Origin of the sequence: Streptococcus sp. 79 (assembly GCF_013277425.1) — a bacterium.
Lineage (GTDB): Bacteria > Bacillota > Bacilli > Lactobacillales > Streptococcaceae > Streptococcus > Streptococcus pseudopneumoniae.
In genome coordinates this window covers 13,668-31,259 of record NZ_VMMW01000001.1, presented here as the reverse complement: position 1 = coordinate 31,259, position 17,592 = coordinate 13,668, and the positions used below count along the sequence as shown (strand labels likewise).

Annotated in this window: 24 protein-coding genes; 4 read left to right on the top strand and 20 right to left on the bottom strand. The window is 37.6% G+C overall.

Annotation, left to right across the window (positions count from 1 at the left end; genetic code table 11):
- Nucleotides 1-6 precede the first annotated feature (6 nt).
- The 15 genes from rimP to HT729_RS00110 all read right to left on the bottom strand — a co-directional run bounded on the left by rimP (nt 7) and on the right by HT729_RS00110 (nt 8,621).
- The gene (rimP, locus tag HT729_RS00175) at nt 7-486 is read right to left on the bottom strand and encodes a ribosome maturation factor RimP (protein WP_001808691.1); all 480 of its coding nucleotides are present in this window, start codon (nt 484-486) and stop codon (nt 7-9) included.
- Nucleotides 487-611: 125 nt separating this feature from the next.
- A complete protein-coding gene (gene trmB / locus HT729_RS00170) occupies nt 612-1,247 on the bottom strand; it encodes a tRNA (guanosine(46)-N7)-methyltransferase TrmB (RefSeq protein ID WP_001266096.1) in 636 nt (211 codons plus the stop codon).
- Nucleotides 1,244-2,038, bottom strand: a complete 795-nt coding sequence (locus tag HT729_RS00165; protein ID WP_000363006.1) for a phosphotransferase family protein — start codon at nt 2,036-2,038, stop codon at nt 1,244-1,246. The genes trmB and HT729_RS00165 overlap by 4 nt, the downstream gene beginning before the upstream one ends.
- A gap of 160 nt (nt 2,039-2,198) precedes the next feature.
- A complete protein-coding gene (locus tag HT729_RS00160; protein WP_172926080.1) occupies nt 2,199-2,810 on the bottom strand; it encodes a type II CAAX endopeptidase family protein in 612 nt (203 codons plus the stop codon).
- A 29-nt stretch (nt 2,811-2,839) separates the two neighbouring features.
- Complete coding sequence (gene blpZ, locus HT729_RS00155; RefSeq protein ID WP_000278083.1) at nt 2,840-3,088, bottom strand: immunity protein BlpZ; 249 nt, start codon at nt 3,086-3,088, stop codon at nt 2,840-2,842.
- Nucleotides 3,089-3,130: 42 nt separating this feature from the next.
- Nucleotides 3,131-3,820 carry a CPBP family intramembrane glutamic endopeptidase gene (locus HT729_RS00150; protein ID WP_172926081.1) on the bottom strand — a complete coding sequence of 230 codons (690 nt, stop codon included), beginning with the start codon at nt 3,818-3,820 and terminating at the stop codon, nt 3,131-3,133.
- Between the two features lie 31 nt (nt 3,821-3,851).
- A complete protein-coding gene (locus tag HT729_RS12530) occupies nt 3,852-4,085 on the bottom strand; it encodes a ComC/BlpC family leader-containing pheromone/bacteriocin (protein WP_050222911.1) in 234 nt (77 codons plus the stop codon).
- 263 nt (nt 4,086-4,348) lie between these two features.
- Nucleotides 4,349-5,386 carry a thioredoxin domain-containing protein gene (locus HT729_RS00140; protein ID WP_172926082.1) on the bottom strand — a complete coding sequence of 346 codons (1,038 nt, stop codon included), beginning with the start codon at nt 5,384-5,386 and terminating at the stop codon, nt 4,349-4,351.
- 165 nt (nt 5,387-5,551) lie between these two features.
- On the bottom strand, nt 5,552-5,737 hold the full coding sequence (locus HT729_RS11755; RefSeq protein WP_078156111.1) for a hypothetical protein: 186 nt from the start codon (nt 5,735-5,737) through the stop codon (nt 5,552-5,554).
- A gap of 235 nt (nt 5,738-5,972) precedes the next feature.
- A complete protein-coding gene (locus HT729_RS00135; RefSeq protein WP_033679712.1) occupies nt 5,973-6,203 on the bottom strand; it encodes a Blp family class II bacteriocin in 231 nt (76 codons plus the stop codon).
- Between the two features lie 298 nt (nt 6,204-6,501).
- Nucleotides 6,502-6,621, bottom strand: a complete 120-nt coding sequence (locus HT729_RS00130; protein WP_007284953.1) for a PncF family bacteriocin immunity protein — start codon at nt 6,619-6,621, stop codon at nt 6,502-6,504.
- Nucleotides 6,622-6,623: 2 nt separating this feature from the next.
- Nucleotides 6,624-6,854 (bottom strand): bacteriocin class II family protein, encoded by a 231-nt coding sequence (locus HT729_RS00125; protein WP_001093251.1) that lies wholly within the window; start codon nt 6,852-6,854, stop codon nt 6,624-6,626.
- Nucleotides 6,855-7,045: 191 nt separating this feature from the next.
- Nucleotides 7,046-7,450 (bottom strand): immunity protein, encoded by a 405-nt coding sequence (locus HT729_RS00120; RefSeq protein ID WP_084861863.1) that lies wholly within the window; start codon nt 7,448-7,450, stop codon nt 7,046-7,048.
- Between the two features lie 545 nt (nt 7,451-7,995).
- Nucleotides 7,996-8,292, bottom strand: coding sequence for a hypothetical protein (locus tag HT729_RS00115; RefSeq protein ID WP_191995005.1), 297 nt, complete (start codon nt 8,290-8,292; stop codon nt 7,996-7,998).
- A 95-nt stretch (nt 8,293-8,387) separates the two neighbouring features.
- On the bottom strand, nt 8,388-8,621 hold the full coding sequence (locus HT729_RS00110; protein WP_084890719.1) for a bacteriocin-type signal sequence: 234 nt from the start codon (nt 8,619-8,621) through the stop codon (nt 8,388-8,390).
- Nucleotides 8,622-8,904: 283 nt separating this feature from the next.
- Between HT729_RS00110 and blpA the strand changes: the two genes are divergently transcribed.
- From blpA to blpC, 3 genes are read left to right on the top strand one after another with little or no spacing between them, the layout of a single operon-like run.
- Complete coding sequence (gene blpA, locus HT729_RS00105; protein WP_172931544.1) at nt 8,905-11,058, top strand: peptide cleavage/export ABC transporter BlpA; 2,154 nt, start codon at nt 8,905-8,907, stop codon at nt 11,056-11,058.
- A 10-nt stretch (nt 11,059-11,068) separates the two neighbouring features.
- On the top strand, nt 11,069-12,430 hold the full coding sequence (locus HT729_RS00100) for a bacteriocin secretion accessory protein (RefSeq protein WP_172926088.1): 1,362 nt from the start codon (nt 11,069-11,071) through the stop codon (nt 12,428-12,430).
- A 56-nt stretch (nt 12,431-12,486) separates the two neighbouring features.
- Nucleotides 12,487-12,642, top strand: a complete 156-nt coding sequence (blpC, locus tag HT729_RS00095) for a quorum-sensing system pheromone BlpC (RefSeq protein WP_000358818.1) — start codon at nt 12,487-12,489, stop codon at nt 12,640-12,642.
- Nucleotides 12,643-12,683: 41 nt separating this feature from the next.
- On the opposite strand, the gene HT729_RS00090 is transcribed toward blpC, so the two are convergent.
- From HT729_RS00090 to HT729_RS00080, 3 genes are read right to left on the bottom strand one after another with little or no spacing between them, the layout of a single operon-like run.
- Nucleotides 12,684-14,024: a sensor histidine kinase gene (locus HT729_RS00090; protein ID WP_000257455.1), complete on the bottom strand. Its 1,341-nt coding sequence runs from the start codon at nt 14,022-14,024 to the stop codon at nt 12,684-12,686.
- Between the two features lie 13 nt (nt 14,025-14,037).
- Nucleotides 14,038-14,775, bottom strand: a complete 738-nt coding sequence (locus HT729_RS00085; protein WP_001219132.1) for a LytTR family DNA-binding domain-containing protein — start codon at nt 14,773-14,775, stop codon at nt 14,038-14,040.
- A 4-nt stretch (nt 14,776-14,779) separates the two neighbouring features.
- Nucleotides 14,780-15,118, bottom strand: coding sequence for a LytTR family DNA-binding domain-containing protein (locus HT729_RS00080; RefSeq protein ID WP_172931543.1), 339 nt, complete (start codon nt 15,116-15,118; stop codon nt 14,780-14,782).
- A gap of 276 nt (nt 15,119-15,394) precedes the next feature.
- Here HT729_RS00080 and HT729_RS00075 point away from each other — a divergent pair, with 276 nt between their 5' ends.
- Nucleotides 15,395-15,724 (top strand): helicase BlpT, encoded by a 330-nt coding sequence (locus HT729_RS00075; RefSeq protein WP_172926089.1) that lies wholly within the window; start codon nt 15,395-15,397, stop codon nt 15,722-15,724.
- A 60-nt stretch (nt 15,725-15,784) separates the two neighbouring features.
- Here HT729_RS00075 and HT729_RS00070 read toward each other — a convergent pair whose 3' ends face one another.
- Nucleotides 15,785-16,834, bottom strand: coding sequence for an ABC transporter permease (locus HT729_RS00070; protein WP_172931542.1), 1,050 nt, complete (start codon nt 16,832-16,834; stop codon nt 15,785-15,787).
- Nucleotides 16,831-17,562: an ABC transporter ATP-binding protein gene (locus HT729_RS00065; protein ID WP_172926091.1), complete on the bottom strand. Its 732-nt coding sequence runs from the start codon at nt 17,560-17,562 to the stop codon at nt 16,831-16,833. Before HT729_RS00065 ends, HT729_RS00070 begins: the two co-directional genes overlap by 4 nt.
- Between the last annotated feature and the right edge of the window lie 30 nt (nt 17,563-17,592).

Here is a 17,592-nt window from a genome sequence, read left to right as displayed (position 1 = left end):
CTTTTTCTATAATTTAACTGCTAAACGTGCTTTTGATACTAAACTGTATGGAATTTGGACGGTTTTCTTACGCGTCTTGTCCATATATTCCATAGTCAACTCGTCCTCTTCGAAGGCCAACAAGGTTCCTTCAAAGACCTTTTGCTTATCGATGGCTTGGTAGAGCCCGACATGGATGTATTTTCCAACCGCTCCAGCGACGGCATCCTTGGTTTTCAAAGGACGTTCCAAACCTGGACTGGTAATTTCTAGGAAATATTGTTCTGGGAAGGGATCTGGCTTGATGGTGTCTAGGACAGGACTGATAATTTCTGTCAAGTCTGCCGTGTCGTTCAAGGTAATTCCTTCGGGTTTATCTACAAAAATACTGAGAATCATGTCACTGCCAATCTTTCCATACTCGATATCCACGAGTTCAAAAGGAGCTTCTATGACAGGTTCTACAACTTCTCTGACTAATTCTACGATTGTTGCGATTGCGTCCACCTCCTCATAAGCAAGAGGCGAAGATATTTCCCCGCCTCACTTTTCATATTCTTACTCTTAGTATATCACATTTGCTAACTTATGTAAAGCAAAAGCACTTATACAGCCTGATTTCAGGCTATTTCTTAAAATTCTACCTCAACTCGGTAGATAACTTGCCCCTTATTGGAGAATTTTTGCTCGTATTCTGTCATGACATTGCCTTCAAAATCACTGGCATGTAAGTCTAGCCAGACACCATTGAGCTTCATGCCATACTGAGAAAAGCTCACTAAACTGTACTCAAACAAGCCACGGTTATCCGTCTTGAAATGAATTTCTCCATTTTCAGGCAAGATACGTTTGAAGGTATCCAAGAAGGTCTTGTAGGTCAAACGACGCTTTTCATGGCGTTTTTTCGGCCATGGATCTGAAAAGTTCAGATACAAGCGATCAATCTCACCGTCTTCAAAGTAGTCAGTCAAGTCAGAACCATCTACCCACAAGAGCTTGATGTTAGGCACTCCAACTTCAAGAACCTTGTCTAAAGCATAGCTTAAAACAGACTTTTGAATATCAATCCCGATATAGTTGATGTCAGGGTTCTGCTTTGCCATACCTGAAACAAAGGCACCCTTCCCACTTCCAACTTCCACATGAATGGGATTGTCATTGCCAAACAAGTCCCGCCATTTCCCCTTGGCTTCCAAGGGATTGAGGACCACATACTGGGGATTTGCCTCTAGTAATTCTGTCGCCCCTTTACGATTTCTAACTCTCATCTTCTCTTTCCATACTTGTCTCGGAAGTGACGCAAGCCATGAATCTCCCGATTAACATTTTCTAAATCTTGGTTCATATAATACTTGGAAATCTGGCTCAAATAAGACAATTGACCGTACCAATACAATTTACTTAATACCGTTTGATTATACTTGTAACCGTAGTAGGTCAACCATTCCTTCCACTGATGTTCTGGAATATAATGGCAGAGCATATGGGCCACATCAAACATGCGGTCGGTCAAGCGAACCGAATCCCAATCTACCAAATAAATCAAGCCACTATCTGTCTCAATCCAATTACTATGTCGTACATCTCCATGGACAATGGTCGCATAGTCCTCTCTAAATCCTGGAATAGTCTGACGTAAATCAGCCATCACTTCACTGATAAAATGATTTTTACGCAAAGCATCTGGAGCCGTTTCCTGCCAAGACTGTAGTAAATCTACAGGTGTTTCCATGGCATAGCCCAAACGACTCAACTGTGTCATCAAAGGACGTGAGCGATGAAGGCGGGTTAAAATATTGACGATTTGTTTACGATTCATATCATAGGGGGTCAATATCTTGCCTGTCAACCATTCTTGAGCACACATATCACGCCCATCTGCCAAACGGCGACTCCATAATAATTGTGGAGCAATTTGTTCTCTAGCTAGACCAGGTAGGATTGGAGAGGTGTTCATTTTTACAAAGATGCGCTTCCCATCAGGATAGCTACCCATATAAGCCTTGCCACTTTTCCCAGGTATGGGAGTCAGTGTTAGCTCATTATCACCCAAATCCATTTCTTTCCTCCGTATAAAGTTTCCTTACTATTCTACTAGTTTTTGGCCTATTCGTCAACCGCTCCACACCCGATTCTCAAAGAAAAGCCTCTGGATTGGCTTGGGTATCATTATAGAAAGAAAAAGGCAAGCACCGTCTTCTGCTTACCTTTCATGATTTTTATAAATAATATAAGAGTGGCCAAGCATTGTAAAACATGTGAACTAGAGTAGAAACCCATAGGTTTTGGCTCTTTTTATAAGCAAATCCCAGTAACAAGCCCCCAAGTAGATAAAAAATAAACGAAGGGACATTAGAAGGACCATGCATAAAAGAAAAGAGAGAGGAAGTTAGCACAAGCCCTAACCAAGAATTGTCAAAAACCGCACCTTGAAGAAGTCCTCTGAAAATGAGTTCCTCCTGGATGGGGCCAAAAACTGAGGAAGTCAAAATCAAAGACAGAGAAATTCCTCTGCTGACTTCCGCCAAGTGTTGAACTCCTGCGCCAGAAGAAATAGCGAAGAAATGAATATAAACCAGCGTCTCAAGTACACTTAGAAGAAAGATTGCAATGAAAAGCAAAAGGTCTTTCTTGCTTAACATCCCAAAAGAAATTATATCAAACTTTCTAGCATAAGCAACGCTCAGCGAGGTTACTAGAAGACTTACAAGAATCAATGCAAATTCATTTTGAAAAAAGTCCCCATGGTTAATCGTATAAGGAACTGTAATGACGATTATTAGTACTAAAAATCCAAAGCACAAGGCATGAAATTTATCAAAAAACTCCATAAAATTATCCTCCTCACCAAACAGACTTCCTACGCGTTATTCTTTAGTTCTAGCCTTTCCAAAACAAACCATTTGAGTAACCAAAATCCGACCACATAACCACCCCCTAAAAAGATAGCCATTAAAGATAGCATGGGGTTTAGGAAATTAAAGACCACCGCAGATACAAAGGTTAGCACAAAAACATTAAAGGCAATGGTGTCAGAAGCCAAGACTAGAATATAGGGTGTCAACCAGTCTAAGGTTTTGGAATCTAGGAAAAATAAGCGTTTATACATGATAACCTCCTCTATGGCTGAAAAGCAAGCCTTTTGCTTTTTTTACCCCAAGACCCTATGTAGAAAAGTCAGCAAAAACGGGAAGGTCGCTACAATATTATTGATCACATGCACCGCATAGGATGGATAAATACTCTTGGTATAGCGGGTCAAACCGGCAAAGATGATGCCAAATGTCGCAAAGACGAAAATATCTAACAGACTAGGTAAGTTTGAAAAATGAGGAAGAGCAAATAAAATTGACGGAAGAAGCAAATCAAGGCCAAATCTCGAATACTTAAAAAAGGCGTGTTGCAGTAATCCTCTATAAATCAACTCTTCCATTAGTGGAGTCAGGAAAAACAGGGTTACATAGATACCTAGCTCAGCAAAGTTGGTCCCACTATAACCGATCAATACGGCCCAACCTTCAGCAGTTGACTGAACATGTTTAGCTATCTGAACGTTAAAAGAGATCTGGAGCACTAGCACTAATACTGTCAAAATCGAATACCAAAGCCATTTTTTTCTTGGAATGTGAAAGAGATAACCATGACCTGTCTTAACCAGAATCCAAATCATGACTCCGCTAAATAGTAAACTCAAGATATTTTGAATCCAGACGAAATTGCCAATCTGGGAAGAAAATTGCCAATAATTTTGGACGATAAGCGTCAGCTGAGAAAGACCAAATACGAAAAATAAGTAAGAGAAGACTGCACTTATTTTGAATAGAAGTTGATACTTTTTCATAGAAATTCTTCCTCATTTCTTGTATTTCAGCCTATATTCCACATAAATGAAAACCCGCTCCTATATAACCACGGTCATGATAACCGCGCGGGCAGTAACCACTTACTGGAAAAGGACCTGAATTTTTTAATATAGGAGGGTAAGAACCGAATGGACTTACCTGATTAGCGTACCCTCTATAAATATCAGATACATCCCCACCCTCTATACGAGCAAGCATTTCATTATCCATAACTGCAAATTGAGTCGTTGTTTTTGTTTCCATGAGGAATACCTCCTTTTTTATTTTTAATTTTAATTTTAATTTTAATTTTTGTCTTGTTGCAACTTTGACAAGTTTAGTATATCATCGTTTATTAATTTTTTTCATCCAAATCTTGAATTGTCATCGAAACGTCTTGAATTGTTAAAAAATTTAAAAAGCAAGCATTAAAAACATACTTGCCCTTTCACTCTTGTCTATAGGCAAATGTTAGCCATATATTATTACAAACAAATAGTATCATTGCACCTGTTTACCATCTATTTTTATTTATGAATTTTTTGTTTCACTTTAATCATTACAGAAGTCATAAAAAACGCGACAGCCAGCCGAAGCAGTTGGTAACTTTCTTCCTCTCCTGTTTTCGGTAATAATTTTTCATTCGAAGTAATAGATTTGCTTACATAATCAGTCCCCTTAACATCAGTTGAAGGAGTTTTATTTTCTTGAGCAACATCAAAAATAGGTTTAGGAGTTTCCAATTGATTCTTATTGTCTAACATTGCTAAATTGTCAGATTGAGTAGTTTTAGCTTCAGAAGTTGAGTTTGTACTCTTCACTTTCCCACTATTTTCACTATTAGAATTGGGATTAACATTGGATATTTTCATTTCAGTTCTTTTTTCATCACTCATACCTTTGCTGTCACTTACAACTTTATCACTAATATTCATGCTGTCACTTCTAGTATTCTCATCACGGACACTTTCAGTTACTGTTTCCTCAGAAGATTTCACTGTCTCCGTTTGCTTAGGTGAGTTTCTCGAGTACATATAATCATACACCTGTTGTGCAGTTGCTCCGCCACCAACCCATCCAGATGTCGGATGTCCATTTCTTAAATACAAAATTGTTGGTGTTCCTGGAATACCGACTTTTTTAAATAGAAACTCTCTCGCTTCCTCATCAAAATCCTTACCATCCAAATCATAATACTCTAACTTCTTTTCAATCAAGTTATTAAATTCTTTCAATTCAGGAGAAAATTGACGACAATGAGAGCAAGTTTTTCTACCAAAATAAATAGTATGTTCCAATTGATCCTCTGTAAAAGATTGACGAACAGCTTCAATATCTATCTTTTTAAAGTCCGTAACATTCTTCTCATATTCTTCTGGAGTTACAACAGAAGGTTTATGCTCCACCTTTTCCTTAGCCGATGGCAAATCTGGTGCCACAACAGAACTATCATTCGCCTGGATAGATGAAGTAGTAGGATGTTCTTCTGCATATACAACACCCGTAGTAATAGATGCAAATACAAGTGGTACAAGTAATAGCGATTTTATATTTTGTTTCTTCATAAGAATACTCCTTTACATTTGTTATCTTTATCTTACCTTATTTAAGATTACAAATTCATCTAAATCTTAAATGGTCATCGAAACATCTTGAATTGCAAAAACTTCATTATAAAAGGGTAAGTATTGCGAAAACACTTACCCTTTTCTTTTATACTTCATTAAGCTCTACTTTTTATAATACTTCAAGCCCCAAATGAGTAAAAACATGACAATCAAGCAGAGAATATCACCAATATAGGCGATTATTTGTTGGTAGAATTTTCCTGCTGTGATACTTCTATACAAACAAATAATAGACATAAAACCTGTCAAGCCGACGAACATGAGTTGATTGGTTCTAGGACTAACCAAATCATCATTTACGTATATTTAAGAGCATTTCTTTTATGTTAATGTATGTTAGCACTGAAAAGCAAGACAGGCCAATAATATTTAAAATGAACAGTAATGGGTTTAAGTCTCTAAAAAAATTAGCCACTGACACTATAAGAAATACTAACAATACTATAGTCGAAACTATTTTTTTCTTATCCATAATTATTCACTCCATTCCAAGTCAGTCCATCTTATCAACGAAGAGCGATTTTTAACAGAAGGTAGCAGCACCCGTTGCACCTCCACCCCAAAAACCAGCAGCCGCTCCAGATACAGTACCAATGATAGGTAGCGTTACAGTGCCCACAGCACCACCAGCAACTCCTCCAGTCAATGCACCTCCAACTACACCGAGTCCACATTTTATCCAACCGCCACCTTCAATACAAGCAAGCACATCAGTATCCATAATCTCAAATTGTTCCATCATTTTTGTATTCATGACAAATACTCCTTTTTTATTTTTAATTTTTGTCCTGTTGCAACTTTGACAATTTCAGTATAGCACTATTTGTTAAAGTTTTTCATCCAAATCTTGAATTGTCATCGAAACATCTTGAATTGTAAAAAAATTAAAAAAAGCAAGCATGAAAAACATACTTTCCTCTTTATATTGTCTTGATACCGACTTGTTGGTAAACTTTTCACCCTGCTATCCCATATCACTTTGACAGACGAAATAATATTAAAGAAACTCCCCTGTAAATTAATCTAGCAAATACAGGGGAGAAATTGATTCTTTAGAAAGTACTATCCTTATTCTTTTTGGGAGATTTTGAAAATATTTTTCTAATTAAATCATCCATATAGGGGCCTAACATACCAACTACTAAACCAATAATAAAACTTTTAAAATCCATAATTACCACCAACATGTGGCTGCATAAGCTACACCTCCAAGTATAGCTCCTCCTGCAGCACCAGCTGCTGCACCTTGCCATGTTCTTGTTTTAATTCCTAGCCGAAGACCTCGTGCTACTCCTCCTCCAACACCTGCTTTGGCAAAATCTCCCCAATTGCATCCGCCACCTTCAACGCAAGTAAGCATATCAGTATCCATAATCTCAAATTGTTCCATCATTTTTGTATTCATGACAAATACTCCTTTTTATTTTTAATTTTTGTCCTGTTACAACTTTGACAAGTTTAGTATATCATTGTTTTTTAAAATTTTTCATCCAAATCTTGAATTGTCATCAAAACATCTTGAATTGCAAAAACTTCATTATAAAAGGGTAAGTATTGCGAAAACACTTACCCTTTTCTTTTATACTTCATTAAGCTCTACTTTTTATAATACTTCAAGCCCCAAATGAGCAAAAGCATAATAATCAAGCATAGAATAGCACCAATATAAGCGATTAGTTGTTGGTAGAATTCTCCTGCTGTGATACCTCTATACAAACAAATAATTGACATGAAACCTGTCAAGCCGATGAACATGAGTTGATTGGTTCTAGGACTAACCAAATCATCATCTTCAAACTCTCTTATCCTCATTTCCCTAGTGAGATAAACAGTGACCAAAATAGAAGCCAAGTTAATAACCACTAAGAGAAATTGGAAAACCAAGGAAAAATTTAAAAACTGACGAGATAGAAATAGATAAGTAGAGACAAGCAAGGGCAACTGACCTAGGAACAATCTCGCAAGGAAGATATTCCGTTTTTTAGCAAGAAAAGTTTTCATTTCTTTGCTCCTTTCTTTTTAGTTAAAGCAAAATAGATCTTAACTGCAATCAAATAGGTTATGGTATAAAATAGATTATACCAAATACTCTCTCTAAGCGGATAAAGAAAGATGGACATGATCAAATACAAGATGAAAATAATCAGTATTTTTTTCTTCATAAAATTTCCTCCTAAATGTACGCTTTATCTTATACTCAATGGAAATCAAAGAGCAAACTAGGAAACTAGCCGCAGGCTGCTCAAAACACCGTTTTGAGGTTGTGGATAGAACTGACGAAATAAGTAACATATATACGTCAAGGCGAAGTTGACGCGGTTTGAAGAGATTTTCGAAGAGTATTAGTTGAGCAAGAACCTTTACACTGCTAGTATAGCACTCATTTTGACCTTGAATCACTCAAATCATAAATAGTCATCAAAACATCTTGAATTGTTAAAAATTTAAAAAGCAAGCATGAAAAACATACTTGCCCTAAGGGAACTTGACAAAATGAAATCTAGAAGCAAAAAGATAATAAATGTAACAGACAACTGAAATTATTCTTACTTCTTCTTGCTTAAATATATTCTTGCAATATAAGCACTAATCAAGACAATACCACAGCCCAAAGCTAGAACAACTATTAAAGAATTTAATATAGTAGGTGTTCTATCAATTCGATTAACAAAACGAATTAAAGATAAAGCAGTCATTAAGAGTAGTCCTGATGATTCCAATCTGATAAAATAAGTCCCTTGCTTTTCAACTGAAAATAAGAACGATGGTAATAAAATCAATGTAACTGCTATGACAAACAAATTTGAACCAATCTCTTCGCCGTTATTAAATAAAGAAAACATTAGAACATTAGTGAGTATCACGATTGCAGAGCAAATGATAAAATAACTCTTATTTCGCACTGTTTTCACCTCGAATTCTATATTTTATGGTAGTATCATGTTGCCAATCCGTAGCCTACATAAGCTCCTGATGCTGCACATGTAGCAAGATAAGCTGCTGCTGCCCCCCAACCAATTGGAGTACTTGTCATTAATACAGCCATTGTAGCCCCTAAATAAACTGAGGTGCCTCCAAAAACACGATCCCAATTGGCTCCTGCTTCAATTTCCATTAACTCTTCTTGACTAAGTGTCATAAATGTTGAAGTATCAAATACTAGAGTATTCATGATGAATCCCTCCTTTTTTATTTTTAATTTTTGTCTTGTTGCAACTTTGACAAGTTTAGTATATCATTGTTTTTTAAAATTTTTCATCCAAATCTTGAATTGTCATCGAAACGTCTTAAATTAGCTTTTTTATTTAAAACTACCTCTAAATTTTTTTAAAAAGATAATTTCTAATCACTTTTTTTACCATTCAGGAACTTTCAATGACTATTCAAGATTTCATAAAATATGAACTTATTTTTATGGCATAATATACCTATCTACTATATGAAAGGAATTGCCAATGACTTCTTATAAACGTACATTTGTTCCTCAAATAGATGCTAGAGACTGCGGTGTTGCTGCCTTAGCCTCGATTGCTAAATTCTATGGTTCAGATTTTTCTCTAGCTCACTTGAGAGAACTTGCAAAGACCAATAAAGAAGGAACGACTGCTCTTGGCATTGTAAAAGCCGCTGATGAAATGGGCTTTGAAACAAGACCTGTCCAAGCAGATAAAACGCTCTTTGACATGAGTGATGTCCCCTATCCATTTATCGTTCACGTTAACAAAGAAGGAAAACTCCAACATTACTATGTTGTCTATCAAACAAAGAAAGACTATCTGATTATTGGTGATCCTGACCCTTCTGTAAAAATCACTAAAATGTCAAAAGAACGCTTTTTCTCTGAATGGACTGGAGTAGCTATTTTTCTAGCTCCCAAACCCAGCTATCAACCCCATAAAGATAAAAAGAATGGTCTACTAAGCTTCCTTCCTCTGATTTTCAAACAAAAATCTCTCATTGCTTACATCGTTCTCTCAAGCTTATTGGTCACGATTATCAATATAGGTGGTTCTTATTATCTTCAAGGAATCTTGGATGAATACATTCCAAATCAGATGAAATCAACTTTAGGAATCGTCTCAGTTGGTCTGGTTATCACCTATATCCTCCAACAAGTCATGGGCTTCTCCAGAGATTATCTCCTAACTGTTCTGAGTCAGAGATTAAGCATTGATGTGATTTTATCCTATATTCGCCATATTTTTGAACTTCCTATGTCTTTCTTTGCGACACGCCGTACAGGAGAAATCATTTCACGGTTCACAGATGCTAACTCTATTATAGATGCCTTGGCTTCTACCATTCTTTCTCTTTTTCTGGATGTTTCCATTCTGATTCTTGTAGGGGGAGTCTTACTGGCACAAAACCCTAATCTCTTCCTTCTTTCTCTTATTTCCATTCCTATATACATGTTCATCATCTTTTCTTTTATGAAGCCTTTCGAAAAAATGAACCATGATGTCATGCAAAGTAATTCTATGGTTAGCTCTGCCATTATCGAAGATATCAACGGGATTGAAACTATCAAGTCGCTCACGAGTGAAGAAAATCGCTATCAAAATATAGACAGCGAATTTGTAGATTATTTGGAAAAATCCTTTAAGCTCAGTAAATATTCTATTTTACAAACGAGTTTAAAGCAGGGAACAAAATTAGTTCTGAATATCCTTATCCTATGGTTTGGCGCTCAATTAGTCATGTCGAGTAAAATTTCTATCGGTCAGCTGATTACCTTTAACACGCTTCTTTCTTACTTTACAACTCCTATGGAAAATATTATCAACCTCCAAACCAAACTCCAATCTGCGAAGGTTGCTAATAACCGTTTGAACGAAGTCTATCTAGTCGAATCTGAATTTAAAGTTCAAGAAAACCCTGTTCATTCACATTTTTTGATGGGCGATATTGAATTTGATGACCTTTCTTATAAGTATGGTTTTGGACGAGATACCTTAACAGATATTAATCTCACGATTAAACAAGGAGATAAGGTTAGCCTAGTTGGAGTTAGTGGTTCTGGTAAAACAACTTTAGCCAAAATGATTGTCAATTTCTTTGAACCTTACAAAGGACATATTTCCATCAATCATCAGGATATTAAAAACATTGATAAAAAAGTCTTGCGCCGTCATATTAATTACCTACCTCAACAAGCCTATATCTTTAATGGCTCTATCTTGGAAAACTTAACCTTGGGCGGTAATCATATGATTAGCCAAGAAGATATTCTAAGAGCTTGTGAATTAGCTGAAATCCGTCAAGACATTGAAAGAATGCCTATGGGCTATCAAACTCAGCTCTCTGATGGAGCTGGTCTATCAGGAGGACAAAAGCAACGAATAGCCCTCGCTCGTGCTCTTTTAACTAAAGCTCCTGTTCTAATACTAGATGAAGCTACTAGCGGTCTTGATGTCTTGACTGAGAAAAAAGTTATAGATAATCTTATGTCCCTAACTGATAAAACCATTCTCTTTGTAGCCCATCGTCTCAGTATAGCCGAACGAACCAACCGTGTCATTGTTCTTGACCAGGGGAAAATCATTGAAGTTGGTAGTCACCAAGAGTTAATGCAGGCGCAAGGCTTCTACCATCATCTGTTCAATAAATAAGGAGAATGTCATGAATCCTAATCTTTTTAGAAGCGTCGAGTTTTATCAGAGACGTTACCATAACTATGCGACAATGTTAATTATACCTCTTTCATTACTATTTACTTTCATCTTGATTTTCTCCCTTGTTGCCACAAAAGAAATTACTGTTACTTCCCAAGGAGAAATCGCCCCTACAAGTGTCATTGCATCCATTCAGTCAACCAGTGATAATCCTATCCTTGCTAATCATTTAGTGGCAAATCAAGTAGTTGAAAAAGGTGACTTACTCATCAAATACTCTGAAACAATGGAAGAAAGTCAGAAAACTGCCTTAGAAACTCAATTACAAAGACTTGAGAAGCAAAAAGAAGGACTTGGAATTTTGAAACAAAGCTTAGAAAAAGCGACTGATCTTTTTTCTGGCGAGGATGAATTTGGCTACCATAATACCTTTAGGAATTTTACTAAACAAGCTCATGATATTGAACTGGGTATCACAAAGACTAACACTGAGGTTTCAAATCAAGCTAATCTTGCCAATAGCAGTTCATCAGCCATCGAACAAGAAATTACAAAAGTTCAACAACAAATTGGAGAATATCGAGAATTGAGAGATACTATCATAAATAAAAGGGCTCGCTTACCAACTGGCAATCCGCACCAGTCAATTTTGAATCGTTATCTTGTAGCCTCACAAGGACAAACACAAGGAACTGCAGAGGAGCCATTTTTATCTCAAATTAATCAAAGTATTGCAGGTCTTGAATCATCTATCGCAAGCCTCAAAATTCAGCAAGCTGGTATCGGAAGTGTAGCAACTTATGATAATAGTTTAGCAACCAAAATTGAAGTACTCCGCACTCAGTTTTTACAGACAGCTTCTCAGCAACAACTAACCGTGGAGAACCAATTAACAGAATTAAAAGTACAGCTAGATCAAGCGACACAGCGCTTAGAAAACAATACCTTAACCGCCCCAAATAAAGGTATCGTTCATCTGAACAGCGAATTTGAAGGTAAAAATAGAATTCCAACTGGTACAGAAATTGCTCAAATATTCCCTGTCATCACAGATACAAGAGAAGTACTAATCACTTACTACGTATCTTCTGACTATCTACCTCTACTAGATAAAGGACAAACTGTAAGATTAAAACTGGAGAAGATTGGAAATCACGGCATTACCATCATCGGCCAACTTCAGACAATTGACCAAACTCCTACCAGAACAGAGCAAGGTAATCTCTTTAAATTAACCGCTCTTGCAAAACTATCTAATGAGGATAGTAAACTTATCCAATATGGCTTACAAGGTCGCGTCACTAGTGTAACTGCAAAGAAAACATATTTTGATTATTTCAAAGATAAAATTTTAACCCATTCTGATTAATTTTCAGATAACACTCTATAACTATTTATTATCTTATCAAAAAGGAGAATCATAACATGGATAAGAAACAAAACCTAACTTCATTTCAAAAACTAACAACTACTGAACTCAACCAGATTACAGGTGGAGGATGGTGGGAAGAACTCTTACATGAAACAATTTTAGGTAAATTTAAAATCACAAAAGCACTTGAACTACCTATTCAGCTATAAAAATAAGACCGAGAAACAAGCACTCTCGGTCTTATTTTTTATCATTCTGTATGTATTATAGTAAACACCTGACGAAATACTTGATTTTGGCAGGTGGTATTTAGACTGGTATTGGGATGGCTTTCCACAAGCTTCATGACGGTATAGAGACCAACTCCTCTATCCTCCCCTTTAGAACTGGCTCCAAAGGAGAAGATTTCAGAAATATCTATGCTCTCTTTTTTGATGGAGTTTTCAATGATAAAGGTCTCCTGTGCTCCATTTTTAAAAAAGGCAATTGAAACATGAGGTTGACTAGTCTCTGCACTGGCTTCAATAGCATTATCACAAAGGATAGACACAATGGTTAGAAAATCAAGTAGGCTCATCCCCTCAACCTGAATCTCCTCAGGAACTTCAACATTAAAGACAATGTTCTTTTCTCTAGCTTTTAGAAATTTCCCTGCTAGGAGACTTTTGAGGGCGCGGTCCCGAACATTCAACAATCGCCCAAGGTCATATTTATTGTCCTGCAATTTCTGACTGGAATCTTTTAAGACGGAGCCGTAGACCTCTTTTATCTGCTCCATATCCTCCTCTTCAATACCCAGACGTAAACTAGTCAAGAGGTTGGTGTAGTCATGGCGAAAACTCCGTACTTCCTTGTAAAGCTCCTCTATATGCCGACTATAGCGTTCCATATCTCTATAGCGCAAGGCCTGCTCTTGGTCCAATCTCTCATGGAGTTTGTCCTTCAAATAGGTATCTAATTTCTTGATAACCCCCATAAAAAAGAGGAGGTAAAACACTAGAATCAGATGGCGAACAGTCTTTGATTGAATACCTTGTTCATATTCAAGGTAAGATAGACTTTGCATCACTAGATAATAAGACCCCATTACCCAGTTAATCTTAGTAAGAGACTTTTGAAAACCTTTATCGAGAAACTCCTTTCTCAATCTAGTGAAATCATAGTCTAACCATTTCAAAAAGACTAAAACTATGAAGCAAACGAATATCATAATCAATACAAAGATAGGATTGCCATCCCCATCTACAATTCCTTGCCCCAAAAATGGAAGCACAAAATAGGAAACACCTCTGTAAAAGAGCTCTACTAATATCATTGGGAAGAGACCATAAAAAATAAGGATTTTTTTAGGAAGCCCTCTTAACAATAAGAAAGATAGACCTATACCGAACAAAGGTTCTATAAAATAGGACAAATATTCACTTACATCCAAAAATTGAAAAGTCGCAAAAATGGCTCCTAGAAGAAATTTCAGAAGAAAAGCTTTGAAAATCCTCTCAAAAGTGAGACCAATTCCATCTACCTTAAAGAAAATGACAATTTCTAGTCCATTAATAACAAGCGTATACAACAATATCCAAGCAACAGCCATAATTTCTCCTTAATCAGTGTAAGTTATTGATAGCTTCAGACACTTTCCTGACCTTATAACGCGCGATTAGACAGCTTCCACCATTGGGAAAGAAAAGCAGTTTTTCTTTCTTATCTAAATGCACCACATTTGCTGGATTGATAAGAAAAGAGCGATGGCACTGCAGGAGACGAGGCTCCTGCTTGAGAATCTCCTCTAAACTCGCTGTAAATTCCAGTCTGTCCGTCTCGGTATAGAGAATAACATGATGAGATTTTGGGGACGTTTCGAGATAGTAAACCTCTTTAAAAGGATACTGGAATTGAGCAAATTTTGATTTAAAATAAAAGCAATCTTCCGCCAGACTTTTACTGTCTTGACCATTGGCATAGAGGAGGGCTGTCTCGATACGAGATTCAAACTTCTCTGCCGAAAGGGCCTTATCAATATAGTCCAAAGCAGACACTTGGTAGCGAAAGGACAGGGGCATAAACTCCGAGTGAGTCGTCACAAAGACGATCAGGGCATATGGATCCCGATCTCGAATCTTTCTAGCCACTTCTAGCCCCTTCATCTCCTCGTTTCGAATCTCAATATCCAAAAAGAATAGCTGATGTGCGCCCTTCTCATGCACCTCTGCCAGTAGCTGGTCTGGCTTACCAAAGACCTCAAAAGAGCTGGGAATGATATGATGTTCTTTCAAAAGTTTCTCAATCGTCGTTTCAATCCTAGTCTGTTGGGAAAAATCATCTTCCAAAACAAATATTCTCATCTTCCTACTCTCCTTCTTTCAACCATTTTTGACGAATTTCTCTATAGCGACGTCTGGCATACTTGACAGCGTATTGACCTTCTTCTCCGAGAAAAAGGATTTTTTCTTGAAAATCAATCGATTTCACTTTATCAAGATTGACCAAACAATTTCGATGACATCTCATCAAGGTTTTCCCATATTGGTTCTCAAGATCACTTAAATTTTGAACCATATTAAAACTAGCTTCTTCTGTAACAATCTGTACAGTATGGGCTTTAGTTGGATGTGTTTGGATATAGTAGACATCGTCGATGTTTACTTTATAAACTGTTTTCTGTGTCTGAATAATCATATGTTTCATTGGATTCTCCTCCTAAGAAAAGAATAACAGAAAAGTTCTCACACAAGCGCACCCAATCCTAAACAGTCTTTGAAAACTCCTAAAAGGACTATTTTTCTACAACATCATGACGAGCTTACAACTATTTTATCATAAAATTCACTCAGCGCAATTCAAGACATTTCAAGGACAATTAAAGATTTGAAGGTGAAAAAGGAGATAAAAGTGATAGACTAACAGTATCAAAACACAGTTGCTAGAAACAAGACTGGCACCCAGATTAAAGGAGGAATTCTCATGACAGATACAGACCCTATCAAAAGAGCTCAGACTTTGATTAGTGACTTAAACAAAGCCTACCAAGCATGCAAACAGGCAACCGCTGACGATGTCCGCTTTCAAGAGCAATTAGACTCTATTCTTGGTTTTCTAGCCAAGGCTGAGACAGTGGATAATCGATTCTTGATTGAACTGGAAAAATTTTACCAGACTTCCAGTCTTCTCATGGGACTCAGCGCTCTTGATCCAGATGCTCCAACTCGCGCTGCTTGGCGAGCCTATGACCGCTTCCACTTTGACCAAGTCAAGACCAAGTTGAGTCTCTACGGACCAACCATTATCTTGTAGAAAATAAAAGAAGTTGAGACAAACTGAACTCAACTTCTTTTTTAGTGTCATATAAGCATCTTAGTCCTGCATCTGACGTTTTACCTGATAAGGTAGGTACAAGACTAGTAAAACCAAACCAGCTCCTAGCAAGGCTAGAAGGGCTAGTTTTTCTTGGAAGGTAATCAGCCCAACAACTAATTCCACCAGTAAAACAAAACTGGTCAACCCTCGGACTACAGCCTGCAAGCCTTTTTCCTTTTGCCCCTTGTCCAGTGGAAAGAGTTGGGTCAAATACTGGTAGTCAAAGGCGTGATAGAGAGCCAGCAACTGGAAGAGCAAGAGGTAGTTAAAGAGAACTACCACTGCTGTCGCAATCCAAGCTTGCTCGATAAAGACCTGCGCCAGTATGGAAAGCAAGAGAAGACGAAGACTGAGGGCAAAGAGGTCTCCATTTCGCAGATAAGAACGCAGATAGAGATTTTGCCAAATCTTCCCAGGCGCCTTCTGAACGGCATTTAGGATAAAGTCCAGATAGACACGACGCTTGACGCTGTTTGAAATTCCCTTGACCTGCGTAAAAAGGGCAAAGAAACGAAGCAAAACTTGCTTACGCTTGCTTTCTTGGGAAATGACATAGTCCCAGTCCAGTCCAGTTTCCGTGAAAAATTTACTAGCCTTTTGACGAAAGAGGAAATATTTACCTACTCCCAATAAAAGCACATAGACCAGAAAAACAGGCAAACCATAACCCATGGCTAAAAATAAGGGCGCAAATAACAGCAAGAAAAGAGTCTGGACAAAGAGCCAAAAGGCTAGGGAAATGCCAGTTTGACGCTTGAGATGGAGTTTGATTTCCTCTTCTCCGACCAAGAGAAAGAGCTTGTCTGGAGCCTCCATATAGGTGGCAATTCCTCCCCAAAGCAAAAGTAAAACAGAGGTAATTCCTACAAATAAAAGGATAGGCCAATGATTTTCAGGAAAATGTTGCAAGAGTTGACTGTACTGGTAGGCTAGAAAACCCAGCAGGACTAGCAGGAACAAGACAAAGTGATCATTGAGAACATAGCGCAAATAACCAAGACACTCCTTACGAAAAGCCTGCTTTCTCTTTAAAAACAAGTCTTTCATAGCTCCTCCTCTTTGGTCAGAGCCAAGTAGATATCATTCAAACTAGCCTCAGGCATACCAAAGGCTTCGCGCAGTTGCAGGAGATTTCCCTTAGCACGCACCTCACCCTTGTGGAGAATGACAAAGGCATCACACATCTTCTCCGCCGAATCCAGCACGTGGGTACTCATGAGAATGGACTTGCCCTTTTGCTTTTCCACTTCCAAAAGCTGAATCAAGTCCGCAATAGCCAGCGGATCAAGACCAAGGAAAGGCTCATCCACGATAAAGAGACTTGGATCCACCACAAAAGCACAGATAATCATGACCTTCTGCTTCATCCCTTTTGAAAAATGAACAGGGAACCAGTCTAATTTCTGATCCAGACGAAACATTTTCAACAAAGGTTCCACTCGCTCAAAAGCCACTTTTTGCTCAATACCATACGCCATGGCAACCGTTTCGATATGCTCTCTGAGGGTTAATTCCTCATACAGGCTAGGCGTTTCTGGAATGTAGCCAATTTGCTTGCGGTAACTTGTCGCATCTTCTTGCAGGGTCAAGCCATTGATATTGATAGAACCACTATAAGGTGTCAACAGACCGATAATCTCATTAATAGTCGTCGATTTACCAGCACCATTGAGACCAATCAAACCAACCAACTGCCCGCTTTCAACAGTAAAGGACACATCTTTCAAGACAGGAACATGAACATAGCCACCTGTCAGGTTTTTAATTTCTAACATATTTTCTCCAAATCTGGTATAATGTAGCTA

Coding starts and splice junctions, on each gene's coding strand:
- trmB (WP_001266096.1), bottom strand. CDS start 1,247: ATGAGAGTTAGAAATCGTAAAGGGGCGACAGAATTACTAGAGGCAAAT.
- HT729_RS00165 (WP_000363006.1), bottom strand. CDS start 2,038: ATGGATTTGGGTGATAATGAGCTAACACTGACTCCCATACCTGGGAAA.
- HT729_RS00160 (WP_172926080.1), bottom strand. CDS start 2,810: ATGGAGTTTTTTGATAAATTTCATGCCTTGTGCTTTGGATTTTTAGTA.
- blpZ (WP_000278083.1), bottom strand. CDS start 3,088: ATGTATAAACGCTTATTTTTCCTAGATTCCAAAACCTTAGACTGGTTG.
- HT729_RS00150 (WP_172926081.1), bottom strand. CDS start 3,820: ATGAAAAAGTATCAACTTCTATTCAAAATAAGTGCAGTCTTCTCTTAC.
- HT729_RS12530 (WP_050222911.1), bottom strand. CDS start 4,085: ATGGAAACAAAAACAACGACTCAATTTGCAGTTATGGATAATGAAATG.
- HT729_RS00140 (WP_172926082.1), bottom strand. CDS start 5,386: ATGAAGAAACAAAATATAAAATCGCTATTACTTGTACCACTTGTATTT.
- HT729_RS00135 (WP_033679712.1), bottom strand. CDS start 6,203: ATGAATACAAAAATGATGGAACAATTTGAGATTATGGATACTGATGTG.
- HT729_RS00130 (WP_007284953.1), bottom strand. CDS start 6,621: ATGGATTTTAAAAGTTTTATTATTGGTTTAGTAGTTGGTATGTTAGGC.
- HT729_RS00125 (WP_001093251.1), bottom strand. CDS start 6,854: ATGAATACAAAAATGATGGAACAATTTGAGATTATGGATACTGATATG.
- HT729_RS00120 (WP_084861863.1), bottom strand. CDS start 7,450: ATGAAAACTTTTCTTGCTAAAAAACGGAATATCTTCCTTGCGAGATTG.
- HT729_RS00115 (WP_191995005.1), bottom strand. CDS start 8,292: ATGTTTTCTTTATTTAATAACGGCGAAGAGATTGGTTCAAATTTGTTT.
- HT729_RS00110 (WP_084890719.1), bottom strand. CDS start 8,621: ATGAATACTCTAGTATTTGATACTTCAACATTTATGACACTTAGTCAA.
- blpA (WP_172931544.1), top strand. CDS start 8,905: ATGACTTCTTATAAACGTACATTTGTTCCTCAAATAGATGCTAGAGAC.
- HT729_RS00100 (WP_172926088.1), top strand. CDS start 11,069: ATGAATCCTAATCTTTTTAGAAGCGTCGAGTTTTATCAGAGACGTTAC.
- blpC (WP_000358818.1), top strand. CDS start 12,487: ATGGATAAGAAACAAAACCTAACTTCATTTCAAAAACTAACAACTACT.
- HT729_RS00090 (WP_000257455.1), bottom strand. CDS start 14,024: ATGGCTGTTGCTTGGATATTGTTGTATACGCTTGTTATTAATGGACTA.
- HT729_RS00085 (WP_001219132.1), bottom strand. CDS start 14,775: ATGAGAATATTTGTTTTGGAAGATGATTTTTCCCAACAGACTAGGATT.
- HT729_RS00080 (WP_172931543.1), bottom strand. CDS start 15,118: ATGAAACATATGATTATTCAGACACAGAAAACAGTTTATAAAGTAAAC.
- HT729_RS00075 (WP_172926089.1), top strand. CDS start 15,395: ATGACAGATACAGACCCTATCAAAAGAGCTCAGACTTTGATTAGTGAC.
- HT729_RS00070 (WP_172931542.1), bottom strand. CDS start 16,834: ATGAAAGACTTGTTTTTAAAGAGAAAGCAGGCTTTTCGTAAGGAGTGT.
- HT729_RS00065 (WP_172926091.1), bottom strand. CDS start 17,562: ATGTTAGAAATTAAAAACCTGACAGGTGGCTATGTTCATGTTCCTGTC.